The sequence below is a fragment of the Erwinia sp. 009765445 genome (assembly GCF_058137865.1).
In genome coordinates this window covers 428,810-442,145 of the sequence record NZ_JBYUWC010000001.1, presented here as the reverse complement: position 1 = coordinate 442,145, position 13,336 = coordinate 428,810, and the positions used below count along the sequence as shown (strand labels likewise).

The window sequence follows — 13,336 nt, the reverse complement described above, 5'->3', positions numbered from 1 at the left end:
GTGATATCACTCCTGAATTAATTGCAGTCAATAGAGTATGGCACTGGCTACTTCAGGGAGGGGCGTCCATAACATCACTACAGTTCCACACAGCTCATAGCAGACCTAAGCCGTTTCCGTGGTTAGTTTTGTATAAGAAGCGTGACCTCACACTTTAGATTCACGCAGGTCAATTCGGTTGACGATGCTCATAAATGGCTTAACAATTTCTCCGAGTTGAAGCCAGAAATAGCCGTACCAGTACAGACTGATACGGCTATTTCTGTGATTTATTTTGTCAGAGGATTATCCCATTGTGTAACTGATTTCCTTCCCACAATATAAGGTTGGGCATACGCTTTCCGGCACATATTCAGATAATCCGACCACCACTGCATCATCGCTTTACGGGCATCGACATATTCTGCTTTATGGATGTATGCCGCTCGAACGCTATTACGTTCCTGATGGCTCATTTGACGCTCAACGGCATCCTGTGACCATAGACCTGATTCCATAAGGGCACTACAGGCCATTGCCCGAAACCCGTGGCCGCAAATTTCATCTTTTGTGTCATAGCCCATCAGGCGTAGCGCCTTGTTGACCGTGTTTTCACACATCGGTTTATAAGGATTGTGATCGCCGGGGAATACCAGCACCTGATGACCGGATATTTCCCGTATCTGTTTCAGAATAGCAATAGACTGACAGGAGAGTGGAACGATATGTGGAGTACGCATTTTTGCACCACGCCCAGAGTAGCGGACACCGGGGATGGACTCGCGAGTGGCAGGAATGGTCCAGATTCTATTTTTGAAATCGATCTCAGACCAACGGGCGAAACGCAGTTCGCTGGAACGGATGAACAGGTGAAGGGTGAGTAATACGGCCAGGCGGGTTAACTCTCGTCCTTGCTTGTAGTCCTCAATGCGAGCCAACAGTTCCGGCAGTCGCTCCAGCGGAAGGGCAGGGTAGTGGCGTTTAACGGGCGGGGCGATGATACCGTCCAGATTTGCTGCCGGATTGTGTTCTATCAACTCCTGATGTACGGCATGACGCATGATGTTGCACATATGCTGCCGGGTACGTGCTGCGACTTCCAGCAAACCTTTTGTCTCGATTCCCTTCAGCAGGTCAATAAAGTGACGAGGTTTCAGTTCAGTTACCGGCAAGTGTCCAATCACAGGAAATATATGATTGTTCATGCTGGCAAGCAGACGGGTTGCGTGGTTCTCTGACCATGTACGGTTGCTTTTATGCCACTCCAGTGCCACATAATTGAAAGTTTTTTCTGGCGAGGAAGTGGCTCTTTCAGCAGAGCGCTGTTGTGCTGGATTGATATTATGCGCCAGCAATTTACGGATACCATCACGTTGCTGACGAGCGTAAGCCAGAGAAACATCGGGGTAGGCACCTAAGCCAAGGCGGGATTCTTTACCATTGATACGATATTTGAGATACCAAAGACGTGAACCGACTGGATTTACTAAAAGGTACAGACCGTGAGAATCGGAGACTTTAAAGGGTTTATCAGAAGGTTTAAGAGTGCGGATTTTTGCATCGGTAAGGGACATTTGGGGGTCACTCCGTCATCGAACCAACTTGACCCCAAATCTGACCACCAAATTCTCCCGATGCAGAGGGAAAACTAAAAATGCATCGGGAAGATTTTTCACGCTAACTTATTGAATCTAAATCCCATAAGGATTCGCAAAGAGGCATGAAAACAAGAATTTGGCTCCTCTGACTGGACTCGAACCAGTGACATACGGATTAACAGTCCGCCGTTCTACCGACTGAACTACAGAGGAATCGTTTGAACGGGGCGCATAATATCCAGAGCGCTCCGGGATGTCAAAGCCTGATTTCACCTTTTTAACTGACTGCTGAATAAAACGCCATTTCTCTGAAAATCCCGCTGATTGTAGCCAGTTTACACGCTGGCCTCTTTTGCGTAGCGCCTTGCAGGCCGCCACTGTATGCCACGGGTATTTACATTCCGTTTCGTCAGAATGATCACGTTTATTTCATTTCTGCATTGCAAATGCTTAATTATGAAACATAAATTCCATTTAATTGTTTTCCTACCCTGCAAGGAACCTCTATGGAAAAGATCAGAATCGGGCTGATAGGTACTGGTTATATCGGCCGTTGTCACGCCATTGCTTATGCTCAGGCTGCCACCGTCTTTTCACTGAAAGGTGAAATCGTGCGTGAAATGGTGGCGGAGGTTAACCCGGATGTCGCCAGAGCACAGACGGCGGCACTGGGCTTTCACCGATCTACAGGCAACTGGCGAGAGCTGGTCGCTGACCCGAACATCGACGTGGTGGATATTTGTGCCCCAAATTTCCTGCATAAAGAGATGGCGCTGGAGGCGATCAAACACGGCAAGCATGTTTACTCGGAAAAACCACTGGCGCTGGACGTGGCGGATGCGGAGCTGATGACCAACGCCGCGAGGGAAGCCGGAGTGAAAACGCTGGTAGGCTTCAACTATATGAAGAATCCGACCAGCCAGCTGGCGCACGAAATTATTGCCCGCGGTGAGATAGGAGAAGTGGTGCACTTTTATGGCACCCACAACGAAGACTATCTGGCGAATCCACAGACGCCGCTGGACTGGCACTGCCAGAAAGCGCTGGCCGGGCTGGGGGCGCTGGGCGATCTTGCCGCGCATATCGTTAATATGGCGCACTATCTGGTGGGCAATATCAGTGAAGTCTCGGGAGACATGCTGACGGTGATTAAACAGCGCCCGGACCCGAAAGATCCTTCCGTGCTGCGGGACGTTGAGAATGAAGATCAGGCCAGCGCGCTGCTGCGTTTCGTCAATGGAGCGCATGGGGTGATTGAAACGTCACGTATTGCCTGCGGCAGCAAAATGGGGCTGACCTACGTGGTGACCGGCACCAAAGGCGCCATCCGCTACACCCAGGAAAGAATGGCAGAGCTGGCGCTGTATCTGAATGACGATCCGGCGGGGCGTCAGGGTTTTAAAACCATACTGACCGGCCCGGCCCATCCGGACTATGCAGCGTTTTGTATCTCTGCCGGTCACGGCATTGGTTTTAACGATCAGAAAACCGTGGAGATCCGTGATCTGATCAACGGCATCGCTGCCGGCGAGAGTATGTGGCCGGATTTTGCCGAAGGATTGCAGGTTTCGAAGGTGCTGCAGGCAATAGCGGTTTCGGCTGTGGAACGCCGCTGGATGTCGGTCTGAGAATATCCAGCAAACGGACTGATGACGGGAGCGAAAGCTCCCATTTTTTTCTGTAGTGTAACCTTCCTCACACCTCCGCCATTAATTGTTCCAACGTCTTGATCGTCTCCGCAGTTTTGCACCAGTGCAGTGCGCAACCCGCACAAGCTGTCGCTATGTTTATCATTCTGTCCGGTCCTGTTACCGCTTGTTGCTGCGTGTTACGTCACCTCTCAGCAAAAAATCAGTTGTTTTCTGACTGACTGGCGGGGTTCTTGCTTAATGAATGCTGGACGGCCGGATCCTGGATCGACCGCGACATGGTAATGACAAAGCTAGTGATTTCTCCCGTGCCACTCCGGTGGCGTCAGGCTCTTAACAGTGCTGAGGAATACCCGAATGTCTTTGAAATTGATCAAGTTACCCCTTCAGGTTGTGATGGCAGGATGTTTGACCACAGCGCTGTACGCGCATGCGGACGTGATGATTGGCGTGGCAGGGCCGTTTACCGGACCAAATGCCACTTACGGTGCGCAGTACTGGAAAGGCGCTTCACAGGCGGTGGCCGACATCAATGCGGCCGGTGGAATCAAGGGCGAGAAAATCGTGTTGGTCCAGGGCGATGATGCCTGTGAGCCAAAACAGGCGGTGGCGGTGGCAAACCGGCTGGTGGATGAATCAAAAGTTTCTGCGGTAGTGGGGCATTTCTGTTCCTCCTCCACCATGCCCGCTTCGGAGGTCTATGACGAAGCGGGTGTGCTGACTATCACCCCTGGCTCAACCAATCCGCAGATTACCGAACGCGGCATGAAAGATATGTTCCGCATGTGCGGACGCGACGATCAGCAGGGCGCTGTTGCCGCTAACTATATGCTGGACGTGCTGAAGGCGAAGAAAATTGCGGTGATCCACGATAAGGATACCTATGGTCAGGGTCTGGCGGATGCCACCAAAGCGGCGCTGGAAAAACGCGGCACCAAAGAGGTGTTGTATGAGGGCCTGTCGCGTGGCGAAAAAGACTTTAACGCGCTGGTCACCAAAATAGGTTCACTCAAACCGGACGTGGTCTACTTTGGCGGCTGCCATCCGGAAGCCGGACCGCTGGTGCGGCAGATGCGTGAGCAGGGCGTGCAGGCGAAATTTTTCTCCGGCGACTGCATCGTCACGGAGGATATGGTCACTGCGGCAGGAGGCCCACAGTATACCAATGGCGTGCTGATGACCTTTGGTAACGATCCGCGCACTATTCCGGCGGGTAAATCGGTGATTGAGAAGTTCCGCGCCAGCGGCTTCGAGCCGGAAGGCTACACCCTGTATGCCTATGCTTCCATTCAGGCAATTGCTGCTGCCTATAACGGCGCGGGAAAAGACAACGCCAAAGCCAGTGAATGGCTGAAGTCACACGATGTCGATACGGTAATGGGGAAAAAATCCTGGGACGGTAAAGGCGACCTGAAAGTATCGGATTACGTCGTTTACCAGTGGGATGATAAAGGGAAATATCACCAGCTGTAATCACTGACCTCACCTTGCCCTGCCGTACAGGCAGGGCGTTGCACCACCGACGGCAGCCGTGGCGCTCGGCGTCACGCTGGCTAACAACAGGCGGGACGGCTTAATGGAAGCATTTTTTCTGCAACAGCTGGTCAATGGGCTGACGCTGGGTGCCGTATATGGCCTGATCGCTATCGGCTACACCATGGTCTACGGTATTATCGGTATGATTAACTTTGCACACGGCGAAGTGTATATGATCTCCGCCTACCTCTGTGCTATCGGGCTGGCGTTGCTCTCCTTTTTTGGGATCCACTCCTTTCCACTGCTGATTTTCGGCACGCTGATCTTCACCATTGTCGTGACCGGTGTGTATGGCTGGGCGATTGAGCGCATAGCCTACCGGCCTTTACGCAATTCAACACGCCTGGCTCCGCTGATTTCTGCCATCGGTATGTCGCTGATCCTGCAGAACTATGTGCAGATCAGTCAGGGGCCGAACCAGCAGGGTATCCCGACTTTACTGACCGGCGTGCTGCGTTTTGACGTTGGCGATGGCGTGGTGCAAATCACCTGGACCAAAGTCTTTATTCTGCTGGCCGCGCTGATTGGGATGGCCGTGCTTACCTGGATTATTCAGTACACCCGGCTGGGCCGCATTTGCCGTGCCACGCAGCAGGATCGGCGGATGGCTTCGATTCTCGGGATTAATACCGACCGGGTGATTTCGCTGGTGTTTATGATCGGGGCGGCAATGGCCGGGCTGGCTGGCGTGCTGGTCACCATGAACTACGGCACCTTTGATTTCTACGCGGGCTTCATTATCGGCATTAAAGCGTTCACCGCTGCGGTACTTGGCGGAATTGGTTCCCTGCCTGGTGCAATGCTCGGCGGCCTGCTGCTGGGCGTGGCTGAAGCGCAATTTGCCGGGATGGTGAACTCCGATTACAAAGACGTGTTTTCATTTGCGTTGCTGGTGGTCATCCTGATCTTCCGTCCGCAGGGGCTGCTGGGCAGGCCGCTGGTTGCCAAGGTTTAAGGGGAAAATCATGTCAGATGCTTCTCTGAAGCCAGGGCTGGATATCAAGCAAAGCCTGATCGAAACGGTGCTTGCCGGGCTATGCGCGCTGGTAGTTTTTGGACCGATAGTCGGCATTGTTCTGAAAGGGTACAGTTTTACGCTGTCGCCACTGCGCGTTGCCGTACTGGTCGCGGTGGTGATGGCTGGCAAACTGGCGCTGAGTCTGACCTTGCAAAGCGCAACCGGCAGGAAGTTTGCCAGCCGATTTGAAGGGGCCGATGACGGGGTTTATGTCCGTCCGCCAGACTACCGTTCACGGTTGCGCTGGATCATTCCGCTGCTGCTGGTTCTGGGCGTGACGTTTCCGTTTATTGCCACCAAATACCTGCTGACCGTCGCCATTCTGGGGCTGATCTATGTGCTGCTTGGGTTGGGGCTGAACATTGTGGTCGGCCTGGCCGGACTGCTGGATCTCGGTTATGTGGCGTTCTATGCCATCGGCGCTTATGGCTTGGCACTGGGCTACCAGTATCTGGGGCTGGGTTTCTGGGCGATGCTGCCGCTGGGCGCAGTGATGGCAGCCCTGGCGGGAGCGCTGCTGGGCTTCCCGGTGCTGCGCATGCACGGCGACTATCTGGCGATTGTCACGCTGGGTTTTGGTGAAATTATTCGTCTGGTACTGACCAACTGGGTCAGTTTCACCGGTGGGCCTAACGGCGTGTCGGTACCTGCGCCCACCTTCTTCGGGCTGGAGTTCGCCCGGCGGGCAAAAGAGGGCGGCGTCCCTTTTCACGAGTTCTTCCACACCACCTATAACCCCAACCTCAAGTTTATTTTTATCTACGGGGCGCTGATTCTGGTGGTGCTGCTGGTGCTGTTTATCAAACACCGGCTGACGCGGATGCCCATTGGCCGGGCATGGGAAGCGCTGCGGGAAGATGAGATTGCCTGCCGCGCGATGGGGTTGAATCACGTGCTGGTGAAGCTGTCGGCATTCATGCTCGGTGCTTCAACCGCCGGGATTGCCGGAGTGTTCTTTGCCACTTACCAGGGATTCGTCAATCCCACCTCCTTCACCTTTTTTGAATCTGCTTTAATCCTCGCCATTGTGGTGCTGGGTGGCATGGGTTCCACGCTCGGCGTGGTGCTGGCGGCCTTTGTGCTGACGGTTGCGCCTGAGTTGTTGCGCAGCTTCGCCGAATACCGCGTGCTGCTGTTTGGCGTGCTGATGGTGCTGATGATGATCTGGCGTCCACGCGGGCTGGTACGGACCAGTCGTGCTGGCGTGCCGGTCCGCAAGGGGGTGGCACCATGAGCGACAGCATTCTGCGTGTTGAACATCTGATGATGCATTTTGGCGGCATTAAGGCGCTGAACGACGTGAATCTGGAGGTGGAACGGGGTTCCGTCACGGCGCTGATTGGCCCAAACGGTGCCGGGAAAACCACGGTTTTTAATTGCCTGACGGGTTTCTATCAGGCTTCGGGCGGGTCGATTGTCCTCAACGCCCGGTCGCGAAAGACGGATGTTATTCAGGTGCTGGGGCAGAAAATTCGCCCTGCTGACCTGCTGAATCCTGCCCGACTGGGATCGCTTATTTACTACAAAATGTTCGGTGGGACTCACCTGGTCAACCGTGCCGGACTGGCGCGCACCTTCCAGAATATTCGCCTGTTCCGTGAGATGTCGGTGGTGGAGAACCTGCTGGTCGCGCAGCATATGCAGGCGAACCGTAATCTGCTGGCCGGGTTCCTGAACACGGCAGGCTATCGTAAAGCGGAAAATCAGGCGCTGGACCGGGCTTTCTACTGGCTGGAGGTGGTGGATCTGGTTGACTGCGCCAACCGGCTGGCGGGAACGCTCTCTTACGGACAGCAGCGCAGGCTGGAGATAGCCCGCGCCATGTGTACCGGGCCGGAAATGATTTGTCTGGATGAACCCGCCGCCGGGCTGAATCCGGTGGAGACTCAGGCGCTGAGCCGCATTGTGCGCTTCCTGCGGCGGCAGCATGCCGTCACCGTGCTGCTGATTGAACATGATATGGGAATGGTAATGGAGATTTCGGACCATGTGATTGTCCTTGACCACGGTAACGTGATTGCCCGTGGCTCGCCTCGTGAGATCCAGAGCAATGCCAGTGTCATCGCGGCTTACCTGGGAACCGATGAAGAGGAGGTCGCCGGATGAGCCAGCCGCTGCTCGAATTTCGTCATGTGAATGTGTTTTATGGCCCGATCCAGGCGCTGAAGGACGTATCGCTGACCGTGAATGAAGGTGAAACCGTCTCTCTGATTGGTGCCAACGGCGCGGGAAAGTCCACGCTGCTGATGTCCATTTTCGGCCAGCCACGCATCGCTGATGGACAAATCTTCTATCGCGGAGAGGATATCAGCCGTAAATCGACCCATTTTATCGCCAGCAATGGCATTGCTCAGGCTCCGGAAGGCCGGCGGATCTTTCCGGATATGACGGTGGAAGAAAATCTGCTGATGGGCACCATTCCAATCGGCAACCGCTATCAGAATCAGGACAGGGCGAAGATGTATCAGCTGTTTCCCCGGCTGGAGGAGCGTCGCAGCCAGCGGGCGATGACGCTTTCCGGAGGGGAACAGCAGATGCTGGCGATTGCCCGCGCTTTGATGAGCAGGCCGAAACTGCTGCTGCTTGATGAGCCAGGCCTGGGGCTGGCACCGCTGGTGGTGAAGCAGATTTTCCAGATCCTGCGGGATCTGACCCGTGAAGGAATGACGCTGTTTCTGGTCGAGCAGAACGCCAACCATGCCCTGAAGCTGTGCGACCGCGCTTACGTGATGGTCAATGGACAAATCCGGCTGAGCGGCACCGGGCAGGAACTGCTGGTTAACCCGGAGGTCCGGAGCGCTTATCTGGGAGGGGCGTAACGGCCTCAATGACGGGTATTACGGGATGCCTGGTATCAGGACGGTCAGCGTGCTGGAAGGGTACAAAAGAATGCTGTGAAACCGCCTTTACTGAAGGCGGTTTTTGCCTCAGCGGAACGGCGGCTCATTAAAGGTGCGCAGCTTACGGGAATGCAGTTTATCCCCCTCGGCCCGTAGCAGATTAATGGCACAGATCCCAATCTGCAAATGCTCGGAAATCGCCCCTTCATAGAAGCGATTCGCCTGGCCCGGCAATTTGATTTCTCCGTGCAATGGCTTATCGGACACGCACAGCAACGTGCCGTACGGAACGCGAAAGCGGTAACCCTGAGCGGCGATAGTGGCACTTTCCATATCAACGGCCACCGCACGGCTGAGGTTAAAACGTAGCGCAGAAGCAGAATATCTCAGCTCCCAGTTGCGATCATCCGTGGTAACCACCGTTCCGGTGCGCAGGCGCTGCTTCACTTCATCTCCCGGCATTCCGCTCACTTGTTTGGTGGCATCATAGAGTGCACGTTGTACTTCTGCGATACTTGGAACCGGAATATCTGGCGGCAGCACCGCATCCAGCACGTGGTCATCACGCAGATAGGCATGCGCCAGCACATAATCACCAATGGTCTGGCTCTCGCGCAGGCCGCCGCAGTGGCCAATCATCAGCCAGGTATGCGGGCGCAGTACGGCAAGGTGATCGCAGATGGTTTTGGCATTTGAAGGGCCGACACCAATATTGATCAGCGTAATTCCCTGTCCGTCTTTGGCGACCAGGTGCCAGGCGGGCATCTGGTGATTTTTCCATGCCAGGCCTGAGAGGGTTTCCAGAGGATTAGGGGTTTCGGCAGTCACGTAGATGCTTCCCGCGCACGAAAGCGCTTCATATGGCGAATCCGCATCGGCAATCTGTTCGCAGCCCCAGCGCACAAACTCATCCACATAGCGCGTGTAGTTGGTGAACAGCACATATGACTGAAAATGTTCAACCGGCGTACCGGTATAGTGCCGCAGCCTCGCCAGTGAAAAGTCAGTACGCAGCGCATCAAAATGCGACAGCGGGAACTGTTCGCCGGGCTGGTAAAGGCCATCGGCATTCTCATCGCCAATCTGCGCCAGTTCGGTGGTCGGGAAGTGCTGGGCCAGCCCGGCGCTCATGCTGCGATCCAGCCCCAGGTTTGAACCGTCAATCACATAAGGGAAAGGGATCTCCTGCGAAGAGGGTTTCACTTCCAGCGTGACCGGATATTCACCGGTCAGCATCTCCAGTTGTTCAGCCAGGTAATGACGGAACAGGGCGGGGCGGGTCACCGTGGTGGCGTAGCTACCCGGACGGGTAAAACGGCCAAATGCACGGGACATCTTATGTTTCTCTGCATCCCCACCCCAACTGACGCGCAGTTCAGGGTAAACAAAAAGCCCGCTGGCACGGCTGACATCGTCCGGTAGTTTGCCGCTGTCGATATAGGCCGCTACGGCTTCCCGCAGCGCGTTAACGGCTTGCTCATACAGCGCGTCCAGCTTGTCCAGCGCCTCAGCTACTGACAATCCCATTGGGGTGAAAGGCTGGTTCATGATCTCTCCTCTGGCGATGCTTATTGTTTTCTTTGCATCAGGCTACGGCTTCTGCCACAGAGATTCCAGTTCCTCCAGCGATTTTCCTTTGGTTTCCGGCACAAATTTCCACATAAACAACGCTGCCAGCAGGCCCATCAGGCCATAGATCCAGTAGGCAAAACCGTTGTTGAAATGTGCGATAAGGTAGCTGTTTTTATCCATCATCGGGAATGTCCAGGAAACCAGGTAATTAGCAATCCACTGTGCCGCTACGGCGATTGACATCGCCTTGCTGCGGATGCGGTTCGGGAAGATTTCCGCCAGCAGCACCCAACAGACTGGTCCCCAGGAGATCGCGAAGGAAGCGACATAAAACAGCATGGCTCCCAGCGCCACCACCCCGGACATTTTGGTATAGAACGCGGTTCCCAACGTAAACATTCCGATTGCCATACCCATCGCGCCAATAATCTGCAGTGGTTTACGACCAAAATTATCGACGGTTAGTATGGCTATGGTGGTAAAGAGTAAATTAATGACGCCAACAATGATTGTTTGCAACAAAGCAATGTCAGTACTTGCCCCCACCGAGCGGAAAACCTCCGGTGCATAATAAAGGACCACGTTAATGCCGACGAATTGCTGAAAGACGGAAAGCATAATGCCGATAACCACGACGGAAATGCCAAAGGAAAATAACGGCGATTTTTTTCCGTTCCGGTATTAACGGATTGAATAATATTACGCAGTTCGATCTGGCTTTGTTCTTTGCCGAACAGTTTCTCCAGTACGGAGGCGGTTTTTTCATTTAAGCCTTTTGTGGCCAGCCAGCGTGGACTTTCCGGTACCACGAATAACAGAATAAAGAACAACAGTGAAGGCACTGCGCCAGAAAGAAACATAAAACGCCAACCCAGCGTATTCAGCCAGGTTTCGCTGCCTGACAGGGCGATGCTGTAATTGACGCAATAAACCAGCAATTGCCCGAGGATAATAGCAAATTGATTGCAGGCAACCAGCCTTCCACGTATTTCCGCTGGAGTAATTTCGGCGATATACATTGGCGAGACCATGGAAGCCAGACCAACGCCGATCCCACCAATAATCCGGTAAATGACAAACTCACTCAGATAATCAGAGAGATACCATGGCACGCCTTCGTTCGGATCGATGCTACGGAAGCCAATTTCAGGGAACGCAGAACCCAGTGCAGAAAAGAAAAACAGCACGGCCGCGATCAGCAGCGTTTTCTTTCTGCCAAAACGGGCGCTCAGCGGCCCACCACAGGCACCGCCAATAATGCAGCCTATCAGCGCGCTGGCCACGCAAAAGCCCAGTAAAGAGTTGGCTGCGGATTCACTTAATCCTCTTGGGGTAATAAAAACGGCATCCAGCGATGAAACCGTGCCGGATATCACCGCAGTGTCGTAACCAAATAATAATCCACCTAATGTTGCCACAAGGGTTACTGATATTATATAGCGATTATTGGCTTTCATCTCAGATGTGGGTGCCATAGCAAGCCTCAGAGTAATTTTACTGACGATTCGGTTTTTTTCTTGCGAGATAAAACATATGCCCGCTCATCAGAGAATAAAATTACAATTTTTTGTAATATCTACCGTCGTTTTGCTTTTACTGATGACGATCACAGTGCCCACTTTGAGAACAGTGAAACGGATCTCTGACCCTGTGTGATCCGGGTCATGATTGGGATTTTACATAAGGGAGTTGTGAAATTTTATAATTGTCATGGCAATCCAGTTCTTTGCATAGTGAAGACGTTTATTTAATTGCAATCGACAATTCCTTTTTCGTTAATTAAGGAGAATCACCGTGGCTGATTATTTTGACCGTATTGATAAAATCTCTTACGAGGGTGCTGAGAGTCAGAACGATCTGGCCTTTCATTTTTATAACCCAGATGAAATGATTCTGGGTAAACGAATGGAAGATCATCTGCGTTTTGCCGCCTGCTACTGGCACACCTTCTGTTGGGCAGGGACCGATATGTTTGGTACCGGTGCGTTTGAACGCCCGTGGTTTGATGCGGGCAGTGAACTGGAACGGGCGAAAATGAAGGCAGATATTGCTTTTGAATTCTTCCATAAACTGAACGCCCCTTTCTACTGTTTTCATGATGTTGATGTCGCCCCACAGGGCAATTCAGTAAAGGAATATCTGCATAATTTTGCGGTTATTACTGACATCCTGTTGGAAAAACAACAGAACACAGGCGTTAAACTTCTGTGGGGCACCGCCAACTGCTTCACGCACCCTCGCTACGGTGCGGGCGCAGCCACAAACCCGGACCCGGAAATTTTTGCCTGGGCGGCTACGCAAGTGAATGCAGCCATGCATGCCACGCAGAAACTGGGTGGTGAGAACTACGTGCTGTGGGGCGGTCGTGAAGGGTATGAAACACTGCTGAATACTGACCTGAAACGTGAGCGTGAACAGATTGGCCGCTTTATGCAGATGGTCGTGGAGCATAAACATCGTATTGGGTTCCGCGGGACATTGCTGATAGAACCAAAACCGCAGGAGCCGAGTAAACATCAGTATGATTATGATGTTGCCACCGTATATGGCTTCCTGAAGCAGTTTGGTCTGGAAAAGGAAATCAGGGTTAACGTTGAGGCGAACCATGCCACGCTGGCCGGTCACTCCTTCCAGCATGAAATTGCCACGGCGCCCGCGCTGGGTATTTTGGGTTCGGTCGATGCCAACCGTGGGGATTTGCAGCTCGGCTGGGATACGGATCAGTTCCCGAACAGCGTAGAAGAGAATGCATTGATCATGTACGAGATCCTCAACGCAGGGGGCTTCACCACCGGCGGTCTGAATTTTGACGCCAAAGTGCGCCGTCAAAGCACCGACCCTTACGATTTGTTCTTTGGCCATATTGGTGGCATGGATGTGATGGCGCAGGGACTGCGCATTGCTGCCAGGCTGATTGAAGAAGGGCGGCTGGAGCAGGCGCGTGAGGCACGCTACGCGGGCTGGAACAGCAAGCTGGGTCAGGACATTCTGGCGGGAACGATGTCGCTGGAAGAGCTGGCAAATTTCACGAAAAAAGAGGCGTTGTACCCGCAGCATCGTAGTGGCCGGCAGGAGCGCCTGGAGAATATCGTGAATCAGGCTATCTACCGCTGAGAATTGACGGCAACACAACGCCAGAGGCAA

General features: G+C 53.5%; 9 protein-coding genes, 1 tRNA gene and 2 pseudogenes. 7 read left to right on the top strand and 5 right to left on the bottom strand.

Annotated features, from left to right (window positions below; all coding sequences use genetic code 11):
- Positions 1 to 269 precede the first annotated feature (269 nt).
- Positions 270 to 1,553: a tyrosine-type recombinase/integrase gene (locus tag AC3Y5R_RS02040; protein ID WP_489919913.1), complete on the bottom strand. Its 1,284-nt coding sequence runs from the start codon at positions 1,551 to 1,553 to the stop codon at positions 270 to 272.
- 161 nt (positions 1,554 to 1,714) lie between these two features.
- A tRNA-Asn gene (locus tag AC3Y5R_RS02035) sits at positions 1,715 to 1,790 on the bottom strand.
- A 293-nt stretch (positions 1,791 to 2,083) separates the two neighbouring features.
- On the opposite strand from AC3Y5R_RS02035, the gene AC3Y5R_RS02030 reads away from it, so the two are divergent.
- From AC3Y5R_RS02030 to AC3Y5R_RS02005, 6 genes are all read left to right on the top strand, one after another.
- A complete protein-coding gene (locus AC3Y5R_RS02030) occupies positions 2,084 to 3,205 on the top strand; it encodes a Gfo/Idh/MocA family protein (RefSeq protein ID WP_489919912.1) in 1,122 nt (373 codons plus the stop codon).
- Between the two features lie 378 nt (positions 3,206 to 3,583).
- On the top strand, positions 3,584 to 4,699 hold the full coding sequence (locus AC3Y5R_RS02025) for a branched-chain amino acid ABC transporter substrate-binding protein (RefSeq protein WP_489919911.1): 1,116 nt from the start codon (positions 3,584 to 3,586) through the stop codon (positions 4,697 to 4,699).
- 103 nt (positions 4,700 to 4,802) lie between these two features.
- On the top strand, positions 4,803 to 5,717 hold the full coding sequence (locus AC3Y5R_RS02020; protein WP_489919910.1) for an ABC transporter permease subunit: 915 nt from the start codon (positions 4,803 to 4,805) through the stop codon (positions 5,715 to 5,717).
- A gap of 10 nt (positions 5,718 to 5,727) precedes the next feature.
- Positions 5,728 to 7,014: a high-affinity branched-chain amino acid ABC transporter permease LivM gene (gene livM, locus AC3Y5R_RS02015; protein WP_489919909.1), complete on the top strand. Its 1,287-nt coding sequence runs from the start codon at positions 5,728 to 5,730 to the stop codon at positions 7,012 to 7,014.
- Complete coding sequence (locus AC3Y5R_RS02010) at positions 7,011 to 7,886, top strand: ABC transporter ATP-binding protein (RefSeq protein WP_489919908.1); 876 nt, start codon at positions 7,011 to 7,013, stop codon at positions 7,884 to 7,886. Before livM ends, AC3Y5R_RS02010 begins: the two co-directional genes overlap by 4 nt.
- Positions 7,883 to 8,599, top strand: coding sequence for an ABC transporter ATP-binding protein (locus AC3Y5R_RS02005; protein WP_489919907.1), 717 nt, complete (start codon positions 7,883 to 7,885; stop codon positions 8,597 to 8,599). Before AC3Y5R_RS02010 ends, AC3Y5R_RS02005 begins: the two co-directional genes overlap by 4 nt.
- Before the next feature lie 108 nt (positions 8,600 to 8,707).
- Here AC3Y5R_RS02005 and AC3Y5R_RS02000 read toward each other — a convergent pair whose 3' ends face one another.
- The 3 genes and pseudogenes from AC3Y5R_RS02000 to AC3Y5R_RS01990 all read right to left on the bottom strand — a co-directional run.
- Positions 8,708 to 10,168 carry an AMP nucleosidase gene (locus tag AC3Y5R_RS02000; RefSeq protein ID WP_489919906.1) on the bottom strand — a complete coding sequence of 487 codons (1,461 nt, stop codon included), beginning with the start codon at positions 10,166 to 10,168 and terminating at the stop codon, positions 8,708 to 8,710.
- A 42-nt stretch (positions 10,169 to 10,210) separates the two neighbouring features.
- Positions 10,211 to 10,840, bottom strand: a pseudogene (locus tag AC3Y5R_RS01995) (sugar porter family MFS transporter); the annotation flags it as partial.
- A pseudogene (locus AC3Y5R_RS01990) lies at positions 10,792 to 11,649 on the bottom strand (MFS transporter); the annotation flags it as partial. The pseudogenes AC3Y5R_RS01990 and AC3Y5R_RS01995, both read right to left, overlap by 49 nt.
- Positions 11,650 to 11,986: 337 nt before the next feature.
- On the opposite strand from AC3Y5R_RS01990, the gene xylA reads away from it, so the two are divergent.
- Positions 11,987 to 13,306: a xylose isomerase gene (gene xylA / locus AC3Y5R_RS01985; protein ID WP_489919905.1), complete on the top strand. Its 1,320-nt coding sequence runs from the start codon at positions 11,987 to 11,989 to the stop codon at positions 13,304 to 13,306.
- The last annotated feature ends 30 nt before the right edge of the window (positions 13,307 to 13,336 follow it).